The following is an 18,100-nucleotide window of genomic DNA, read 5'->3' on the forward strand; positions in this document are numbered from 1 at the left end:
CCTCAACAACAAAATCCGCGTCATCCAGCGCCGCGCCTACGGCCTGCGCGACCAGGAATATCTCAGACTGAAGGTGCTGACTTGCATGCTGCCGACGCTCTAAAGTTCCCAAAATCACCCACACAACTTCCGGAAGACCCAAAAAACAATTGCAATTCTTAAAGCTGTAATAGTGAATTTCCTATGACGATAACGTTCGCAAATATGATCAGAATGGTTCCATTCATTAAGGTAAGGGTTCCGATCGCCAACCACTCAAGCTCTAAGCGTGAGGTCTCATAGACCGCGTTCTAAGGCGGAACATCGATACGCGTTGGGGTAATACACCGATACTCGCCTAGATCGTCTTGGCCTTCGCGTATTTCGCTGCCCGCCAGCTCCCTTCGCTGAGGATCCCATGCAGACGCTGCATGACGTCCCAAATGTCGACGTAACGGTGATAGAGGGCGCTGAGGCCGAAGCGAATGCTGTCCGGCGGCCGAAACGAGGCGACGACGCCGGCATCGGCAAGCGCGCCGACGACGGCGCCACCGGAATTGTGGCGGAGCGCCACGAAGCCGCCGCGCTCGTCCGGGGAAACCGGGCTCGCCACCTCGATCGCCGCCTCGCCTTGTCCTTCGCGCGCGAGGCGAATGAGGAGATCGCCCAGTTGCGCATGCTTGGCGAACATCAAGGCCGGATCTGCTTTGGCCCAAATGTCGAGAGCGGCCTCCATGACCGCATTGGCGATCACCGAGGGCGTGCCGACCAGGAAGCGGTTCGGGCCCTCGCCGGGCGCGTAGTCGGTGCTGAAGCGGAAGGGATCGGCGTGGCCCATCCAGCCGGCAAGGGCCGGGCGCACAGCTTCCTGATGGCGGCGGGCGACGAATAGATAGGCCGGCGCGCCCGGACCGCCGCAGAGATATTTGTAGCCGCAGCCAACGGCAAAGTCGGCGGCGGCGGCATCGAGCTCGGCTGGCACGGCGCCGGCTCCATGGGACAAGTCCCAGACCGTCAAAATCCCTTTCCCATGCGCGGCCGCGGTCAGCCCTCGGATATCGAGCCGCCGCGCCGTCCGGTAGTCGACCTGGCTCAGATAGAGGACCGCGGTCGTATCGGTGAGGGCAGGCTCGATCGCCGCGCCGTCGGGGACGAGGTGCAGATCCAGTCCAGCCAGGAGCGTTTGCAGGCCCTGGACCACATAGAGATCGGTAGGAAACGTCCCGACCTGGGAGACGATCCGGCGCCGCCCCGGCTTGAGCGCGAGCGCGGCGGAGAGCGCCTTGAAGAGATTGATCGATGTCGTGTCGCAGACCACGACCTCGTCAGGAGCGGCACCGATGAGCGGCGCCAGCTTGGCGCCGAGGCGACGCGGCGCATCCAGCCAGGTCGAGCTGCTCCAGCCGCGCCGGCGGAGGTTCCGCCACTCCTCGAGAATCCGATCGACCCGGGCGGGCGCGTCCACCGGCATGGCGCCGACGGAATTGGCATCGAAATAGAGCGTGCCCGCTTCGCCGGCTGCGAACCGACGGGAGAGTGCGGCAAGCGGATCGGCGGCGTCGAGGGCTTCGCAATCGGAACGCGTGAGCCCAGGCATTGGGCCGTCGACCTTCAGATCAGCGCTCAGCGAGGCCGGTCAGAGCCTCGTGGATCATCGCATTCGATTGCCGCAAGACCATGGCGCGCCACTCGGGAGCTGACGGGTAGAAGCGTTCCTTGAGCTCGGCTCGGATCTCCCGCCCTCTCTGCGAATCCGGGTCGCCGTGCTGGAAGAACCAGTTCTCCTCTCTCAGCGCGCGCAGCATTTCGCGATTGCGTTCGGTGCGCATCTCCACGAGGCAGCTCGTCACCCGCGCCCCGGTCAGGATCTGCTCAGGCACATACATGAGCAGGCCGGGGACTTCGGCTTGGTTGTGGCCGTGCTCGGCCTGCATGTCTTCCATCGCCGTGCAGTGCTCGAACCAGCGACGGGACCGGATTCCGGCCTTCTTGTCGTCGACATACAGATCGCAGAAGCCATACACTCCGCCGCCGGTGTGGTAGTCGATGACGCAGATGTCCTTTGCTCGCCCGAGCCATTTTGCGACGATCTCGCGCAAAGTTCGATTGGACCAGACTGCCCGCTCGCCGCCGTAGAAGGTGCCCTTGGGGTTGATGTATTGGCCGCCGTGAATGGCCTTGGGCAGGAAGTCGTCCTTGGGGTTTCCGTAGTAAGCGGCAATAGCCGCATCGGCGCGGGTTAGAACCTCCGATGACCATTCGAGCGGATTCACCCACTCTTCGAGCGCCGCGTAGTCGGCATTCACCGGCCGCTTCTTGCCATGGTCGATGAAGTTGCGGTTGAGGTCGACATTGTCCTCGTTCACGCGTCTGACCCAGGCGAAGCCATGGGGGTTGATCGCGTGAACGAAGACCACGGCCATGTCGGGCGGAAGATCGTGCCCGGCATGGCCGGCCCCGAGCCAGCCCGTGTGGCAGCCGGAGCCGCAGAAGCCCTCGGCGCCATGCGTCCCGCTTATGAGCACTAGGAGCTTGGCTGCGTCCGCCGGGCCCACGCAGCCAACATCGGTCCACAGTCCTTCGCCCGACGGGCCCTTTGCCGGGTTCTCGTAGCTCGCGAGCGTCGAGCCGCCTGCTCCCTGCAGCGCGTGAAGGAACTTCTCCCTCGCCTCGCGAAAGGACTCGGCGAAGAACTCCGATGCCGCCATGCGGATCGCCTCTCTACTTCACCCGCACATAGCGCAACGGGAAATACGCATCCGATTGCTGCACCAAGTCGATATTGGTCTTGGCCGCCCAGACGATCTCCTGCTGCATGATCGGCACGGTGGGAATGTCGTCGCGGACGATCTTGAGGGCTTCGGCGATCATCGTGCGGCGCTTCGCCGGGTCGAGCTCCACCTGGATCTGATCGGTCAACGTGTCGACCCGAGGATTCGAATATCCACCGACATTGAACAAGCCTTTGGGAGAGCCCGGGGCCCGGCTCATCAACAGATTGAGCAGATAGTTGTGAGCGTCGCCCGTGGCTCCACCCCAGCCGACATAGTACAGGCTGGTCTCATAGGGTGGATTGATCAGCTTCACATATTGCGAGAAGGGCTGAACCCGGAGCTTCACCTTGATGCCGACCTTCGCCAGCATGGCGACGGCCGCGGTGCAGATCGCCTCGTCATTCATGAAGCGGTCGTTCGAGCAGTCCATGCCGGTCTGAAAGCCGTTGGGATAGCCGGCATCGGCCATCAGCTTCTGCGCCTTGGCGAGGTCGTGCTCGGGCTTGACGTTGAGCGCCGGATCGAAGCCCTCGACACCCGGCCCGACCATGAGGTAGTTGGGCACGCCGAAGCCACGCATGACCACGTTGTGGATCGCATCGGTGTCGATGGCCATCCGCATGGCCTCGCGCACGCGCTTGTCCATGAACGGGTTCTTGCCCTTGACGTCGCCATCGAACAGCTCAGCGTGGCCCATGTCGATCCCGAAATACATCGTGCGCCACTCCGGCGTCTGCAGCACCTTGAGATTGGGACGCGCCTGGACCTGGGGAACGCTCGAGACCGGCAAGCCGTAGATCATGTCGACCTGACCGGAGACCAGCGCCGCCACCCGGGTCGCCGGATTGGCGAGCGGGGTGAAGGTGACCTCGGTCAGATTGTGCTCGACCTTGTCCCACCAACTGGGATTGGGCTCGAGCACGGCCACGCTGTCCGCGGCGCGCGAGCGCAGCTTGAAGGGACCGGTCCCCATCGTGTTGGTCGAGGCGTAGGAGGCTTGGTTGCTCTGGAGGCTGGTCGCTGCGGCCACGCCATGCTGCTCCGACCAAGCCTTCGACATGATGAGCCAGCCGGTGATCTCGAAGGGTAGGATCGGATCCGGACCCTTGGTGACGAAATCGACCGTATGGTCGTCGACCTTCTTCACCTCGGCCACGGGCGCCAGCACGCCGGCCAAGGCCGAGCCCGGCCCCTTCGTCCTTGCCGCGGAGAACACCACGTCATCAGCGGTGAAGGGCGAGCCGTCTTGGAATTTGACGTTCTGCCGGAGCTTGAAGCGCCAGACTTCGGAGGAAATGTTTGACCATGATTCTGCCAGCGCCGGCTCCAGCTTCATGTTCCGGTCGCGCCGGATCAGCGGCTCGTAGATGTTTGCCAGAAAGGAGATCGTAGGAAGGACGTTGCGGCTATGCGGGTCCATCGTCCCCGGATCGGAGTCGGCGGCCCATTGGAAGTTGGCGGCACCGGCCGAAGCGGCACCGAAGATCGAGGCGGCTGCGATCAGAGCAAGGCCGGGACGGTAGGTCATCGTCTCCTCCAAATTCTCATCTGCGGCGGACGCCGGCGTGGCGCCGCCATTGGGATCGTGGTCAGTAGTTTATCGACGGATTGTCCCCGGGATAGATCACGCCGGCGACCAGCATGCCCGCGGGATCGGTGCATTCCAGGGAGTGGATCTGCTTGCGCGGAAGAAAGATCACGTCGCCGGCTCGGACCGGCGCCTTGCGCGCCTCGGTCCACATGGCGCCCGAGCCGCTCATGATGATCAGGGATTCCTCGTAGAGATGGCGGTGGGGTGCCGCCTTCGACTTCGGAATCTCGCCGATGAATTGCGTGACGACGGTCGATCCCAAAGTCTTGTCGACGAGCATCTGGAAGAACCGATCGCCCATGCGATTGCGGCCGTCCGGGTCGATGCCGATGGTGCGGCGCGGCTTGGCCGCGTCGAAATACGCCGGCATCGCCTCATGCCAGAGGACGCCGTCGGCCGACGGGCAGGCCGCCGCGAACACCTTGAGCAGCACATCCTTGGCGTTGCAAAACTGGAATCCTTCGCCCGGACATACATAGACACCGGTATTCGGCGAAACGGCAAACGCGCGCTCGCCGATGACGAGTTCGCCCTCGCCCTCGGAAACGAACAGGATCACGTGCCGGTTGCCAAATCCGACGATCGGAGAGTGGCCGCGGGCGCATTCGAAGTAGTAGAGCGATTGATGGAGAGCCCCGTCCTGCTTGTTGATGACGGGACGATGGGACAGCACGCCCCGGCGCTCGAGGCTCGCGGCCGGGATGGTGCAGACATAGCAGCCGCCATCCAGAAGCGCCTTGCCGTCCTTGTCCGCGTCGATCGTGGGAATGGCGCGGTTCTGGGCGCTGTTCGGGTCATCCTCCTCATAGGTGGCGGAGAGGTTGTTGTGCGCTCCGTCGCAGAACGGCTTCGTCTTGCTGTGCTTGCAGCCGCAGAACAGCACCTCTTCGCCTTGCTGCTCAGCCTTATAGGCGATGGGGCGATAATCGGTTCCCTTGTGGGACCCATCGCAGAAGGGCTGGGTCCGGCTGCGTCCGCAGGCGCACCAAAAATAGGTCTTTCCGGCCTCGAGCTCGTAGTAGTACGGCTTCTTCTTGGCAATGACGACGTCGACGGCGGAGGACATGCTCCACTCCTGAATCGCCCCGGCCGGCGCGTCCGCGGGGGGCCTCATCTTGCATTCCCTGGAAGGGGTTGTAACCTGGAAAAAACGCCTGTTCGGCGGCAAATGTCGGTTGATACTGCCAATTCCGCCCTCGCTCCGGCAATGCTCCACCAGGATTGCTTCGGGCTGGCCTAAAGGACTCACGCGATATGGCTGAGGGCGTTCGCCACCGTCTTGCCGTCGATATCGGCGGCACCTTCACCGACGTGGTCTTGGAGGGGCCGAAGGGGCGGGTGACGACCAAGGTCCTGACCACGCCCGCCGCACCTGAGCTGGGGGTCATCGACGGGATCGAGGCGGTCCTGCGGGCAGCCGCACTCGCTCCGGAGGCGATCGACCTGTTCATTCACGGAACGACGCTTGCGACCAATGCACTCATCGAGCGCAAGGGCGCCAAGACGGCCTTCATTACAACCGCAGGCATTCGCGACATCCTGGAGATGGGCTACGAGAAGCGGTTCGAGCAATATGACGTCTACATGGACCGGCCGGCGCCCTTGGTCGAACGCGAGCTGCGGATCGGTGTCGGCGAGCGGGTGACCGCTCGCGGCCGGGTTCTGAGGCCGCTCGACGAGGAGGATGTCCGACAGGCAGCGCTCCAAATCAACGAGAGCGGCGCCGAGGCGGTCGCCGTCGGCCTCATCCACGCCTACGCCTATCCGGAGCACGAGCGCCGCGTCCGCGAGCTGCTGGCCGGTCTTCTGCCTAAATCCGTGACCATTTGTCTCTCGAGCGAGGTGTGTCCGGAGATCCGGGAGTATGAGCGCTTCTCGACGACCTGCGCCAACGCCTATGTCCGTCCGCTGATGGCGGGTTATTTGACCCGGCTGCGCGTGCGTCTGGATGCGATCGGTCTTCGTTCTCCGCTTTTCCTCATGATGTCGGGCGGTGGTCTCACGACCCTGGAGCACGCCACGCGATTTCCCATTCGTCTCGTCGAGTCCGGTCCGGCCGGCGGCGTCATATTGGCCGGCCAAATCGCCCGCGAATGTGCGCTTGATGCCGTGTTGGCCTTCGACATGGGGGGTACGACGGCAAAGATCTGCCTCTTGGATGACTACGAGCCGGAGCGGGCCCGGCGCTTCGAGGTGGCGCGAATGTATCGCGATCTCAAGGGCAGCGGCTTGCCGGTGCGCATCCCCGTCATCGAGATGGTGGAGATCGGCGCCGGCGGCGGCTCGATTGCCCGGGTCGACGCCATGCAACGCATCACCGTGGGTCCCGACAGCGTCGGGGCCGATCCCGGCCCGGCCTGCTACGCTCGCGGCGGTTCGAAGGCGACCGTCACCGACGCGAATGTCGCCTTGGGTCGCATCGATCCCCAGCGCTTTGCCGGTGGACGCATTCCCCTCGACCCGGAACGAGCGACGGCGGCGATCGCCGGCGATGTCGGGGCCAAGCTCAAGCTCGATGGGCACTGGCCTGCCGCCGGCATATCGGAGATCGTCGAGGAGAACATGGCCAATGCGGCTCGCGTGCATGCCATCGAGCGCGGCAAGGTGATCGATCGCTACACCATGGTGGCGTTTGGCGGTGGGGCGCCTTTGCACGCGGGCCGCCTCGCCGAGAAGCTTGGCATCATGCGCGTGATCGTGCCGGTCGGTGCCGGCGTCGGCTCCGCCATCGGCTTTCTGCGGGCACCCATTGCCTATGAGGTGGTGCGGAGCTGGCGGGTGGCGTTCGACGAGCTGGATCTTGCAGCCGCCAATCGGCTCTTGACCGAGCTCGGCACGGAGGCCCGCGGGGTCGTAGCGGCCGGGGCCGCAGGGGCGCCGATCAGGGTCACGCGGTTGGTGGATGTTCGTTATGTCGGCCAAGGCCATGAGCTGCCGATGAGCCTCTCCGAGCGGACTCTGGTCAAAGCGGACTTCGACGATCTCCGGCAGCGTTTCGAGGCGCGCTATCGCCAGATCTACGGGTTGCATCTGCCGGCAATGGCGGTGGAGATCGTCACTTGGTCGGTGACGGCCTCGACCATCCTGGCCGAGACGGCGAGGGTATCGTCCATCCCTCGCCGCCCGGTCGAGAGGTCGCGGGAGCGACGTCCGGTCTACGAGCCGGCGTTGGGAGGATTGGTCGAGATGCCGGTTCATAGGCGCAGCGACCTCGTGCCCGGCGTCAGCATCGAGGGGCCGGCGGTCATCGTCGAGGATGAGACGACCACGATCGTCCCCTCGAGCTTCGCCGCGATGATCGATCGCAGCGGCTATATCGTCATGGAGGCCAAGAGCCATGTCTAAGGATTCGCTCAAGGCCATTCGTCTGCAGGTCATGTGGAACCGGCTCATCGCCGTGGTCGAGGAGCAGGCCCAGGCTTTGCTGCGTACCGCCTTCGGTCACGTGGCGCGCGAGGCCGGCGATCTGTCCGCGGGCGTCTATGACGTGGCCGGGCGCATGCTGGCCCAGGCGGTCACCGGCACGCCAGGCCATGTCAACACCATGGCCGCCGCCGTTGGGCATTTTCTCGAACGCTTCCCCGTCGCTACGATGGCGCCCGGCGACGTCTACGTGACCAACGATCCTTGGCTGGGTACCGGCCATCTCTTCGACTTCGTCGCGGTCACCCCGGCCTTTCGCGACGGCAGGCCCGTCGCGTTGTTCGCCTCCACCTGCCACATGGTCGATGTCGGCGGCATCGGTTTCTCCGCGGATGCGAATTCGGTCTTCGAGGAAGGCACGCTGATCCCGCATCTTCGGCTGCGCGCCGGCGATCGGCTGAATGAGGACATATTGGCGATCGTCACCGCCAATAGCCGCAACCCGACGGAGGTCCGCGGCGACATTCTGTCATTGGTGAGCTGCAACGACGTTGGGGTCGCCAGGCTTCTCGGCATGATGGCGGAGTTCGACCTCACCTCGATCGATGAGCTGGCCCGGCACGTGATCGAGAAATCACGAGAGGCGACCTTGTCGGCGATCAAGCGGGTGCCGCCCGGGATCTATGGGACCGAGATGCAGCTCGACGGTTACGATGCGCCGATCCTGCTCCGGGCGAAGATGACCGTGAGCGAGAGGGAGATCGTCGTCGACTATGCCGGCAGCTCGCCGGCCTCGCTCTTCGGCATCAATTCGCCGAAATGCTACACGGACGCCTATACCGTCTTCGGCCTCAAATGCGCCATCGCGCCCAGTGTTCCCAACAATGCCGGCTCGCTCGCGCCGTTCAAGGTGCTGGCGGAGCCAGGCTCCATCGTCGACCCGGTGCGGCCCTCGCCGGTCACCGCTCGCCATGTCGTGGGCCAGATGCTTCCCGATGTCGCCTTCGGTTGCCTTGCCCAGGCGTTGCCGGACGCGGTTCCGGCAGAGAGCGCCGGCAGCATTTGGGTTCTGGCCATGGCCAGCGCCCATGAGCGGGTCGCCGATGCGCGTCTGAGCAATGCCGCACGCTTCAATGTGATGAATGTCGGCCTCGGCGGGGTCGGGGCTCGGCCGGGCAAGGACGGGTTGTCGACCACGGCCTTTCCGAGCGGCGTCGGCACCATTCCCATCGAGGTCACCGAAGACCAATGCCCGCTCGTCTTCTGGCGCAAGGAGTACCTCCGCGACTCCGGCGGGCCCGGCACCTATCGCGGCGGCCTCGGGCAGGTGATCGAAATCGGCAACAGCGAGGAGGCGGCGTTCACCATCTCGGCGGCGACCTTCGATCGGATTCGGTTTCCGCCGCGTGGGCGCAATGGCGGCCATTCCGGCGGGGTAGGGGCGGCTCGCCTGGGATCGGGTGCGGCGCTCGCCACGAAGGCAACCCATGTGGTGCCGGCCGGCGACCGGCTGGTGGTCGAGCTACCTGGCGGCGGCGGCCTCGGGGAGCCAACCGAGCGGCCTCCCGAACGCGTGAAGGCGGATATCGCCGCGGGCTTGGTATCGCCCGAAGCAGCCCTCAGGGTCTATGGCCTCAAGAGCGGAATGTAGGTGAGCCATGGCCGACACGCTCACCCATGCGGTCTCGATCGAGCTGGCGGCGCCGGCGGCCAAGGCCTTTGCCTTCATGTCGGACCCGGCCAAGCTCGACCGCTGGTCATTCGGGACCTGGCGCACGGTGCTGCACGAAGGTGGGCTGGTCGAGGGCCAATCCATCTTCGATGGCGCCGTCACCTGGGTCCGTATCGACGCCGATCCAAAGCGCGGCGTCATCGATTATCACTTGGGCAAGAGCAAGGACGCGCTCACCCCGCGGATCATGGCGCGCGTGGTGCCCGGCGACCGGCTCGAGCTCGGAGCCGAGGCATCGGTGCTGACCTTGATCGCCTGGCGCCTTCGAGGCATGAGCGACGAGCGCTGGCGACGGTTGACGACGGCGCACGAGTTCGAGGTGGTCCTGATCAAGTCGCTGATCGAGGCCGTCTGAGCAGGCGCTGAGCGTCCCATGAATCATCCACGAGGTGCACCCGTGATTCCCCCGAAGGACCGTCTCAAGATCTGCTTCGCCCATGTCGCCTACCGGTTTCAGGCCCGCTTCCAGCCGCGCAACACCGGCATCGGCCATTTTCAGGTCTCCAGCCGGGAGGATCTCGATGCGAAAATCGGCGATGCCGACGTCCTCGTCATCTCCGGCCTCTGGCGCAACGAGCTGATCGGGCTGGCACCGAAGCTCGGCTTCATCCAATCGATCGGGGCAGGGGTCGATCAATTCTCCAAGGAGGCGCTCGCCGCCAAGGGGATCCGTCTGGCGAGCGCGGCCGGGGTCAACGCCCGTGCGGTCTCGGAGCATGCGCTGTCCCTCATCCTCGCCTTGAGCCGACGCCTGCCGGAAGCGCGCGACAATCAGAAGAAGCATGTTTGGCGCGGGATGATCGGCGACTTCGCCCGCCGGGAAGACGAGCTCGGCGGCAAGACGCTGATCGTGGTAGGGCTTGGTCGCATCGGCGGGCGCCTCGCCGAGCTCGGAAAAGCCCTCGACATGCGCGTCATCGGCATCCGTCGCGATCCGAGCCAGGGCGGCGGTGCGGCGGACTCGGTGCATGCGACCAAGGAGCTGAAATCGCTGCTGCCGGAGGCCGATTTCGTGGCGCTCACCTGTCCCTTGACCAAGGAGACCGAGAATCTGATGGATGCCGACGCATTCTCCCGAATGAAGAAATCGGCCTTTCTGGTCAATCTCGCCCGGGGCAAATGCGTGAACGAGGCGGCGCTGGTCGATGCGCTCTCCAAGGGGAAGATCGCAGGTGCCGGCATCGACGTCACGGTGGAGGAACCCTTACCGGCAGACTCGCCGCTATGGGATTTGGAAACCGCGTTCATTACCCCGCATACGGGCGGCGAAACCCGGCGCTACGAGGACAATGTCCTCGATATCCTCATGGATAATCTCGAGCGGCTCTGGCGCGGCGAAACCACGCTCAGAAACCAGATCGTATGATCCTTCCGCTCACTTGCTCTGAGACTTGAGCTCCTCGATCGCCGAAGCCCAAGCCTCTGAGGTGTGCCGGATATCCTCGGCCGTATGGGCGAGCGAGACATAATATTTCGACTCGCCCTTCATGATGCCGCGCTGGCGCAGAAGCGCATTGAAGCGCCGCAGCATCTCCACATCGCCGCGCAGCGTGCCGCGATAGTCGCGGATCTCGCCGTCGGTGAAGACGACGTCGAACAACGGCGGCTCGCCGATGACCTGGGCCTTCAAGCCGGAGCGCTTCAACAGCCGTGACAGCTCGTTCATCAAGGTGCGGCCGGTCTCGAAGATGCGCTCATAGGCGCCGGGTCGCCGCAGGATCTCAAGGGTGGCGAGGCCGGCGACGGCGGCGACGGGGTTGCCCGACAGCGTCCCGATCTGGGTCAGGAAGCCGTCATCGCCGACCCTGCCGCGGTCGAAATGCGCCATGATGTCGTCCCGACCGGCGATCGCCGCCAGCGGAAACCCGCCGCCGATGACCTTGCCCAGGGTGCAGATGTCGGGGACGACGCCGTAGTACTCCTGAGCGCCGCCATAGGCGAGGCGGAAGCCGGTGACGACCTCATCGAAGATGAGCGGCACGCCGTTCTCGGACGTCGCCTTCCGGAGCGCCTGCAGAAAGCCCGGCGCCGGCGGAACGATGCGCTGGAACGGCTCGACGATGACGCCCGCCAGCTCATCGCGATGCGCGCGGATGAGGGCGTTCACGCTGTCGATGTCGTTGAAGGGGGCTACCAGAATCTCGTCGCTGACGCTCCGCGGAATACCGGGGGAGTCAGGGACCGGCTGCGGGAAGTTGCCCGGCCGCTTCGGGGCGAGGCTTTGCAGCGCATAGTCGCTCATGCCGTGATAGCCACCCTCGAATTTGAGGATCTTCTCACGCTTGCGATAGGCCCGGGCAAGACGCATGGCATAGGCATCCGCCTCGGTGCCGCTGCTGACGAAGCGCACCTTGTCGGCGCAGGCGACGGCATCGACGATGGCCTCGGCGAGGCGGATGCCGTGGCGGTTGTTGGCGAAATAGGTCGTGCCGAGAGGCACCTGCGCCTGGACCGCAGCGGTAACCTCCGGATTCGCATGGCCGATGAGCATCGGGCCGGATCCCAGCAGGAAATCGACATATTCTTTGCCGTCCTCATCCCAGACCCGTCCGCCACGGCCTTCCCGGATCACGAAGTCGGCAGGCGTATTTCCGAACGTGCCGGCCGGCAGAACGCGCTTTGCCGTTTCCAACAGTCCAAGATCAGCCTCGCTGCGGGCCTTCGCGGTCATGGGATCCTCGTGTTCATCGCTGCGGTCGCCGGGACTCTATCGCCAACACCGGCAATTCCGCGATGCTTTTCGAAATGCCGGCGGAATCAGGGGCGTACGGCGGGAGTCTCCACGGGTAGCTCGCGGGCGCGCCACATCAAATACAATTCGAGGTTGACGTACTCGGGCGCACCAAAGGGATAGGACTGGGCGCGCATGCCGACGAGGCAGTTGCGGAGCCGTCGCTGCAGCGAGCCGAGGGCCTGCCATTCGAGCCGGTAGAGCGGATAGCCCGTGGGATGCGCCTGGGGCACCGGGGCGCCTGCCAGCTTTTGACCCCAATTATCGTCGTGGCACTGGGCGCAGGAGAGATTGAGCTGTCCCTGACGCTCCTCGAAGAGCGCGCGACCTCTCTCGATGAACGGCTTGATCCGATCGTCCTCGACGATGCTGATGGGCTGGCCGCGGGACTGCCGTCCGACATAGGCGGTCAAAGCCAACAGCTCCTTGCTCTCGAACGGCAAGGGCGCCGCCTGCTGCTTCTCAGTGCGGCAGACGTTGATGCGCTCTTCTAGATCGACCGGTCGACCATGCGCGGCATCGAAGGCGGGGTAGCGTGCAGCAACGCCTTTCATGCTCACCCGGGCGTCTTGGTGGCAATCGGCGCAAGACTTGTCCCGGGATCCTTCCTTCCGGCTCCAGAGAGCCTCGCCGTCGAGCACCCACAGCATGCCGGGATTGGCGGTGTCGTCGTCCTGCATCGCCCGAGTCTCGCGCCCCATGAACTCGTAGCCTGACCGCCGGTCCGCGAACGGGATTTCCGTGGCGCCTGCCGCAGAAGCGAAGCCCAGCGCCGGAAGCAGGCATTGGAGGAGGGTGGCGAACCGACGGACCCAGCGGGCGATCATTCGACGGCGATGGCAGCAGACTCAATCATCGCGAAGCCATTGTCGCCGGACCAGCGGAAGGCGATCGTGCCGCTCTCGCTCGCAACCGTATGGAAGGTAATGAAAGGATTGGCGGCGATCGCCGGGGCGAGCGTGGCGCGGAATATTTCCTCGCCGTTGTATGTGCACACGAACAGATCGATGATGTCGCGCGGAATCATTTCGCCGTTGTAGCCGACGCGAAAGCCGGTCTCCATGGGATGGGAGATCAGCGTCTTGATCTCGATGATCTCGCCGCGTTTGGCCTTGGCCGGGACGTTGATCAGAGCCCGCGCCATCACTTTATGACCTCGATGCAGGCCGCGACCGTCACGATGACGTCGGCGCTTTCGGTCCAGAACGAGCCATCGCTCATCTCCGCGATGGCGACGACACGCTGCGCATCGGCAAGCTTGATGCGTGTGGCGAACGTCGCTTTGCCGGCCCGCGGTCCGAGGCTCACGGAGATCACATGAGGCTGCGGGTTCTTCTCGTTGAAGACATGGATGGCCTTGACGTGATCGACGTCGGTCATCGGGCTTTCGACTGCGACCGTGACCGGCACAGTATTGCCGTTCTCGACCAAAGGCGGCAAATCGAGGCTGATGCGCCCACGGCGCAGCTGCGCCTCGCCGATCACCTCCTGAATCGCCGCCTGCATGGATTCCGGCGTGGCAAGGCTGGTCTTGGCGGCGAACACCGACAGGAGCCCGGCACCGGCGGCCAGGCGCGCCGACCCGATGAGGAAGCGGCGTCGGCTCGTGCCCGAAATTGCATGATCCTCGCTGGTCATCGTCTCCGCTCTATTGGCGCAGCGTCTTCAGGTAGGCGACCACGTCCTCGACCTGCTCGGCGGTCAGCAAGGCCTTGCCGACTGCGCTGGGCGCCACGCGGGTCAAGCCTTCGGTTCGGTAGTAGGGCGGCATGATGGTATCAGGGTTGACGCGGCTCGCATCGACGATCCTCAGACGCAGTTGACCTTCCGACCAGCGATTTCCCGCTCCCTCCATGTTCGGCGCCAAGGTTCCCTGGAATGCCTCGTCGGGAAAGGGGCCGCTGTGGCACAGGAGACAGAGCCCGACCTGCCGATTGCCGACGATCAGGCGCCCCTTGGCGGGATCTCCCGCCATTCCCGTCAAGGAGGCAGGAATGGCATCCTCCACCACAATATAATGGCGAAGGCCTTCTTCGGCGAGGGCGACCGGGCTCGAAGGGCCGGCCAAGGCCGCGAGCAAGGCGAGCCCAAGCCAGGCACCGCGGCTAGCCGAATACTTCGCCGGTGATCGTCTTGAACCAACCATCGGCAAAGCCGGCTTCCTGGGCGCGCACGGATGGCGGCGCATCCAACGGGCTGGTGCCGCCGGCACCTTCGATGTCGGCGAGGATACCGTTGGCGGGCCGATAGACGCCGGCGACGGTGATGCCATAGTCAGGTGCCACCAGGCTATAGCAGGTGTTGATCAGCCTCGGCTCCGGGGGCGTGGCGCCGTCCATGAGGTTCACCACAGCGGCCGCGCAGACCTTCGCCTGGGCGTTGGCGGAGAAGGCGGACTTCGGCATGGCGCCGGCGATCGAGGCATCGCCGATCACATGGATGTTGGGTTGCAAGCTCGAGGCGAAGCTCACCGGGTCGATGGGGCACCATCCGGTTTGGTTGGCAACACCGGCGAGCTCGGCGATGCGCCCCGCCTTCTGTGGGGGAATGACGTTGGCGACATCGGCCTTGTACTTGTTGAAATCGGTCGTCAAGGTCAGCGAGGCCGGATCGACCGAAGTCACCTTGCCGCCCGAGGACAAGGAGACCCACTCGATGTGGTTGGGGTAGAGCTCTTTCCAGGCATTTTGGAAGAGGCGCTGCTTGGAGAAGGCATCCTTGGCATCGAGGATGATGAGCTTCGATTTCGGCTTCTTGGTCTTGAGGTAGTAGGCGATCAAGCTCGCCCGCTCGTAAGGACCGGGGGGGCAGCGGAATGGATTGGCCGGCGCCGAGATGACGACGATGCCGCCATCCTCCATCGACTCGAGCTGGCGGCGCAGCAGGAGGGTCTGCTCGCCTGCCTTCCAGGCATGGGGCATGCGCTCGGCGGCGGCTTCAGTATACCCGGGGAGCCCTTCCCATCGGAGGTCGATTCCCGGGGCCAGAACGAGCCGGTCATAGGCAAGCCGCCCGCCATCGGCCAAGGTCACGCTGCGGGCCAGGGGATCGACCGCCGTCGCTGCGGTGAACGCCAGGGCGATTCCGTCTTGCGCGAGCCGGTCATAGCCGAATTGCTGCTCCTTGAGCTCGCGCAGACCGGCGATGACGCCATTGCTGAACGGGCAGGCGGTGAAGCTGCGGTTGGCTTCGACCAGCGTCACCGTCAGGCGCGGCTCGAGCCGCTTCAACGTCCTCGCGCAGGTGGCGCCGGCAAAGCCGCCGCCGATGACGACGACGCGGCCGCTTGCCCCTTGGCCGAAGGCCGGTAGCGGCAGGAGCGCGCTCGCCGCTCCGGCCGTTACTTTCCGTAAGAAATCGCGACGTGACGTCCAGCGCCTGCTCATGGTCTTGATCCCGCGCAGTCCCTCTGCTCGCCATACCAGGCGGCGATGATTCTGCTCTCCTCGTCGCTGAAGCCCTTGGCGATGCGGTCCATGATCGTCGTCGGCAGCTTCCCCGAGCGGAATCCCTGCATCGCCGCGGTTATCTCCGTCGCGGTGCGGCCGATGAGCCTGGGTACCGGCGTCTCGACGGCTTGGCCGGCCGGATGGCAGCCGGTGCAGGAGGCGGCTCCCGGCGGGCCTTCCGGCGAGGCGGCGACGGCGATCTGGGCCGTCGCCCAAAGAATCATTCCGGCGAGAATCGTGCGAGCTGTCACCTGATGTCCCACCTGACGAACGGGAGCGGCGGCCGATGGGGCCGCCGCAGGGTCGATCACGCCGTTCTGAGGTCGTGGTTCATGAGCGGGAAGGCGCGGACGCGCTTGCCGGTGGCGGCGAAGATCGCGTTCAGCACCGCCGGTGCGGCGACCGAGATCGTCGGCTCGCCGACGCCGCCCCAGAACCCGCCGGAGGCTGCCATGACCGCTTCGACCTTCGGCATCTCGTCCATGCGCATGAGGTTATAGGTATCGAAGTTGGTCTGCTCGATGGCGCCGTTGCTGACCGTGCAGCCGCCATAGATCATCGCCGACAGGCCATAGACGAAGGAGCCGGCGACCTGGCGCTCGACCTGCGCCGGGTTGACGATGTAGCCGGGATCGGTGGCGCCGACGATGCGGTGGATCTTCAAGCGGCCGTCATTGCTGACCGACACTTCGGCGCAGGCTGCGACATAGCTGCCATAGCCCATGAACTGCGCCAGCCCGTGATACCGGCCTTTCGGTGCCTTGCCGTAGCCGGCTTTGGCGGCGGCGGCCTCCAGCACGGCCCGGTGCTTCGGCTTCAGCATCTTGCGGCGGAACGCGAGCGGATCCTGGCCCGCCGCATGGGCGAGCTCGTCGATGAAGCATTCGACATAGATCGCATTGTGATTGGTATTGACCCCGCGCCAGGGTCCGACCAGGACATGGCTGTTGCGCATGGCGTGCTCGACCAGCAGGTTCTTGACCTCATATCCGAAGGCGCTCTCGGTTCCGCCGGGATTGAGGCCTTGGAAGACCCCCGGATCCATGCCGTTCCGCAGGTTCTGGGGATTGAGCGAGGCGGCAATCGAGTGGCTGGAGAGGCGTATGTGGAAGCCGACGAGGTTGCCATTGGCGTCGAGGCCGCCGGTGAGTTTGCATTGGCCCGCCGGGTGGTATGAGCAATGGGTCATGTCCTCTTCGCGGGTCCACAACAGCTTGACCGGCGTGCCCGGCATCTGCTTGGCGATGAGGACCGCCTGGCGCACATAGTCGGTCCGTCCGCGCCGGCCAAAGCCACCGCCGACCATGGTCTTGTAGAACTCGCATTTGGCAAGCGGCAGGCCCGAGGCCTCGGCCGCCATGGCCAGCGCCGCCTCGCCGTTCTGGGTCGGCGCCCACACCTCGCACCTGTCCGGGGTATAGAGGGCGGTGGCGTTCATCGGCTCCATGGTGGCGTGGTTCTGGAAGGGGTAGGCGTAGACCGCCTCCACCTTCTTCGCCGCGGACGCAATCGCCGCCTTGGCATCCCCGGCCTGGTTGCCGATGAAAGCCTTCTCGGCGCTCAGGCCCTCCTTCAGCATCTCGGCGATGGTGGCGCTCGAGACCTTGGCGCCCTCGCCCTCGTCCCAGACGATCGGCAAGGCCAGAACCGCCGTCTTGGCGTTCCAGAAGCTGTCGGCGATCACCGCCACACCGCTCTCGCCAACCGGAACCACCTTCTTAACCCCGGCCATCCGCTCGACCTTGGCCGCATCGAAGCTCTTCACCTTGCCGCCATTCACCGGGCAGTCCCTGATCGCCGCCGTCAGCATCCCCGGCAGCTTCACATCGATCCCGTAGACGGTCTTGCCCGTCACCTTGTCGGCCGTGTCCAGCCGCTTCACCGGCTTGCCGGCGATCTTCCAATCCTTCGGATCCTTGAGCTTCACCGCCTTCGGCGGCTCCAACTTGGAGGCAGCCTCGGCAACCTTGCCGTAGGTGGTCTTGCGCCCCGAAGGCTTGTGCGTGATCACGCTGTTGGCCGCCCCGCACTCCGAGGCCGGCACCTTCCAGCTATTGGCAGCCGCCTGGACCAGCATCTCGCGCGCCGCCGCCCCACCCTGGCGCACATACTCATTCGACTCCCGGATGCCGCGGCTGCCGCCGGTGGAGAAGTTCCCCCATACGCGCTTGCGCGCCACGTTCTGGCCCGGCGTGGGGAACTCGGTCGTCACCTTCGACCAGTCGCATTCCAGCTCCTCGGCAACCAGCTGGGCCAAGCCGGTCAAGGTCCCCTGGCCCATCTCCGAGCGGGCGATGCGGATCACCACCGTGTCGTCCGGCTTGATCACCACCCAGGCATTCACCTCGGGCGCCGCCTCCGCCGCCGAGGCGGAGCCCATGGGCAGCGTAATGCCCAGGGAGAGCCCGCCGCCAAGCGCCGTGGCGCCAACCAGGAAGGAGCGACGATCGATCACGGTCATCTGCTGGGTCATGGCTCTCT

General features: G+C 65.0%; 17 protein-coding genes. 5 read left to right on the forward strand and 12 right to left on the reverse strand.

The genetic code is table 11. The annotated features are described in order from the left end of the window. A partial coding sequence (locus tag HY058_08995; protein ID MBI3497423.1) for a transposase occupies window positions 1-103 on the forward strand: 103 nt, incomplete at its 5' end. Between the two features lie 234 nt (window positions 104-337). Here HY058_08995 and HY058_09000 read toward each other — a convergent pair. From HY058_09000 to HY058_09015, 4 genes are all read right to left on the reverse strand, one after another. After that, the gene (locus HY058_09000) at window positions 338-1,576 is read right to left on the reverse strand and encodes an aminotransferase class V-fold PLP-dependent enzyme (GenBank protein ID MBI3497424.1); all 1,239 of its coding nucleotides are present in this window, start codon (window positions 1,574-1,576) and stop codon (window positions 338-340) included. A gap of 19 nt (window positions 1,577-1,595) precedes the next feature. Continuing rightward, window positions 1,596-2,687, reverse strand: a complete 1,092-nt coding sequence (locus HY058_09005; GenBank protein MBI3497425.1) for a DUF2817 domain-containing protein — start codon at window positions 2,685-2,687, stop codon at window positions 1,596-1,598. Window positions 2,688-2,700: 13 nt separating this feature from the next. After that, window positions 2,701-4,281, reverse strand: a complete 1,581-nt coding sequence (locus tag HY058_09010) for an ABC transporter substrate-binding protein (GenBank protein MBI3497426.1) — start codon at window positions 4,279-4,281, stop codon at window positions 2,701-2,703. Window positions 4,282-4,342: 61 nt separating this feature from the next. After that, on the reverse strand, window positions 4,343-5,410 hold the full coding sequence (locus HY058_09015) for a CDGSH iron-sulfur domain-containing protein (protein ID MBI3497427.1): 1,068 nt from the start codon (window positions 5,408-5,410) through the stop codon (window positions 4,343-4,345). Window positions 5,411-5,598: 188 nt separating this feature from the next. On the opposite strand from HY058_09015, the gene HY058_09020 reads away from it, so the two are divergent. Genes HY058_09020 through HY058_09035 form a run of 4 tightly spaced genes read left to right on the forward strand, consistent with a single transcriptional unit; the run spans window position 5,599 to window position 10,805 of the window. Next, on the forward strand, window positions 5,599-7,689 hold the full coding sequence (locus HY058_09020; protein MBI3497428.1) for a hydantoinase/oxoprolinase family protein: 2,091 nt from the start codon (window positions 5,599-5,601) through the stop codon (window positions 7,687-7,689). Next, window positions 7,682-9,358 (forward strand): hydantoinase B/oxoprolinase family protein, encoded by a 1,677-nt coding sequence (locus HY058_09025; GenBank protein ID MBI3497429.1) that lies wholly within the window; start codon window positions 7,682-7,684, stop codon window positions 9,356-9,358. The genes HY058_09020 and HY058_09025 overlap by 8 nt, the downstream gene beginning before the upstream one ends. 7 nt (window positions 9,359-9,365) lie before the next feature. Beyond that, window positions 9,366-9,794 (forward strand): SRPBCC family protein, encoded by a 429-nt coding sequence (locus HY058_09030; GenBank protein MBI3497430.1) that lies wholly within the window; start codon window positions 9,366-9,368, stop codon window positions 9,792-9,794. Between the two features lie 18 nt (window positions 9,795-9,812). Next, window positions 9,813-10,805: a D-2-hydroxyacid dehydrogenase gene (locus HY058_09035; protein MBI3497431.1), complete on the forward strand. Its 993-nt coding sequence runs from the start codon at window positions 9,813-9,815 to the stop codon at window positions 10,803-10,805. Between the two features lie 9 nt (window positions 10,806-10,814). On the opposite strand, the gene HY058_09040 is transcribed toward HY058_09035, so the two are convergent. From HY058_09040 to HY058_09075, 8 genes are all read right to left on the reverse strand, one after another. Next, the gene (locus tag HY058_09040; protein MBI3497432.1) at window positions 10,815-12,110 is read right to left on the reverse strand and encodes an aminotransferase class III-fold pyridoxal phosphate-dependent enzyme; all 1,296 of its coding nucleotides are present in this window, start codon (window positions 12,108-12,110) and stop codon (window positions 10,815-10,817) included. An 86-nt stretch (window positions 12,111-12,196) separates the two neighbouring features. Next, complete coding sequence (soxA, locus tag HY058_09045) at window positions 12,197-12,997, reverse strand: sulfur oxidation c-type cytochrome SoxA (protein ID MBI3497433.1); 801 nt, start codon at window positions 12,995-12,997, stop codon at window positions 12,197-12,199. After that, on the reverse strand, window positions 12,994-13,314 hold the full coding sequence (gene soxZ / locus HY058_09050; GenBank protein ID MBI3497434.1) for a thiosulfate oxidation carrier complex protein SoxZ: 321 nt from the start codon (window positions 13,312-13,314) through the stop codon (window positions 12,994-12,996). The genes soxA and soxZ overlap by 4 nt, the downstream gene beginning before the upstream one ends. After that, window positions 13,314-13,808, reverse strand: coding sequence for a SoxY-related AACIE arm protein (locus HY058_09055; protein MBI3497435.1), 495 nt, complete (start codon window positions 13,806-13,808; stop codon window positions 13,314-13,316). Before HY058_09055 ends, soxZ begins: the two co-directional genes overlap by 1 nt. Before the next feature lie 10 nt (window positions 13,809-13,818). After that, window positions 13,819-14,316, reverse strand: coding sequence for a sulfur oxidation c-type cytochrome SoxX (gene soxX, locus HY058_09060; GenBank protein MBI3497436.1), 498 nt, complete (start codon window positions 14,314-14,316; stop codon window positions 13,819-13,821). Further along, window positions 14,276-15,556 carry an FAD-dependent oxidoreductase gene (locus tag HY058_09065; protein MBI3497437.1) on the reverse strand — a complete coding sequence of 427 codons (1,281 nt, stop codon included), beginning with the start codon at window positions 15,554-15,556 and terminating at the stop codon, window positions 14,276-14,278. The genes soxX and HY058_09065 overlap by 41 nt, the downstream gene beginning before the upstream one ends. Further along, window positions 15,553-15,870, reverse strand: coding sequence for a cytochrome C (locus tag HY058_09070; protein ID MBI3497438.1), 318 nt, complete (start codon window positions 15,868-15,870; stop codon window positions 15,553-15,555). The genes HY058_09065 and HY058_09070 overlap by 4 nt, the downstream gene beginning before the upstream one ends. Window positions 15,871-15,926: 56 nt before the next feature. Then, window positions 15,927-18,092 (reverse strand): xanthine dehydrogenase family protein molybdopterin-binding subunit, encoded by a 2,166-nt coding sequence (locus HY058_09075; GenBank protein ID MBI3497439.1) that lies wholly within the window; start codon window positions 18,090-18,092, stop codon window positions 15,927-15,929. Between the last annotated feature and the right edge of the window lie 8 nt (window positions 18,093-18,100).

The organism is Pseudomonadota bacterium (assembly GCA_016195085.1).
Lineage (GTDB): Bacteria > Pseudomonadota > Alphaproteobacteria > SHVZ01 > SHVZ01 > JACQAG01.

Bases quoted from the DNA above. Each gene is read 5' to 3' on its own strand.
- HY058_09000 (MBI3497424.1), bottom strand. From the start codon at position 1,576: ATGCCTGGGCTCACGCGTTCCGATTGCGAAGCCCTCGACGCCGCCGAT.
- HY058_09005 (MBI3497425.1), bottom strand. From the start codon at position 2,687: ATGGCGGCATCGGAGTTCTTCGCCGAGTCCTTTCGCGAGGCGAGGGAG.
- HY058_09010 (MBI3497426.1), bottom strand. From the start codon at position 4,281: ATGACCTACCGTCCCGGCCTTGCTCTGATCGCAGCCGCCTCGATCTTC.
- HY058_09015 (MBI3497427.1), bottom strand. From the start codon at position 5,410: ATGTCCTCCGCCGTCGACGTCGTCATTGCCAAGAAGAAGCCGTACTAC.
- HY058_09020 (MBI3497428.1), top strand. From the start codon at position 5,599: ATGGCTGAGGGCGTTCGCCACCGTCTTGCCGTCGATATCGGCGGCACC.
- HY058_09025 (MBI3497429.1), top strand. From the start codon at position 7,682: ATGTCTAAGGATTCGCTCAAGGCCATTCGTCTGCAGGTCATGTGGAAC.
- HY058_09030 (MBI3497430.1), top strand. From the start codon at position 9,366: ATGGCCGACACGCTCACCCATGCGGTCTCGATCGAGCTGGCGGCGCCG.
- HY058_09035 (MBI3497431.1), top strand. From the start codon at position 9,813: ATGAATCATCCACGAGGTGCACCCGTGATTCCCCCGAAGGACCGTCTC.
- HY058_09040 (MBI3497432.1), bottom strand. From the start codon at position 12,110: ATGACCGCGAAGGCCCGCAGCGAGGCTGATCTTGGACTGTTGGAAACG.
- soxA (MBI3497433.1), bottom strand. From the start codon at position 12,997: ATGATCGCCCGCTGGGTCCGTCGGTTCGCCACCCTCCTCCAATGCCTG.
- soxZ (MBI3497434.1), bottom strand. From the start codon at position 13,314: ATGGCGCGGGCTCTGATCAACGTCCCGGCCAAGGCCAAACGCGGCGAG.
- HY058_09055 (MBI3497435.1), bottom strand. From the start codon at position 13,808: ATGACCAGCGAGGATCATGCAATTTCGGGCACGAGCCGACGCCGCTTC.
- soxX (MBI3497436.1), bottom strand. From the start codon at position 14,316: ATGGTTGGTTCAAGACGATCACCGGCGAAGTATTCGGCTAGCCGCGGT.
- HY058_09065 (MBI3497437.1), bottom strand. From the start codon at position 15,556: ATGAGCAGGCGCTGGACGTCACGTCGCGATTTCTTACGGAAAGTAACG.
- HY058_09075 (MBI3497439.1), bottom strand. From the start codon at position 18,092: ATGACCCAGCAGATGACCGTGATCGATCGTCGCTCCTTCCTGGTTGGC.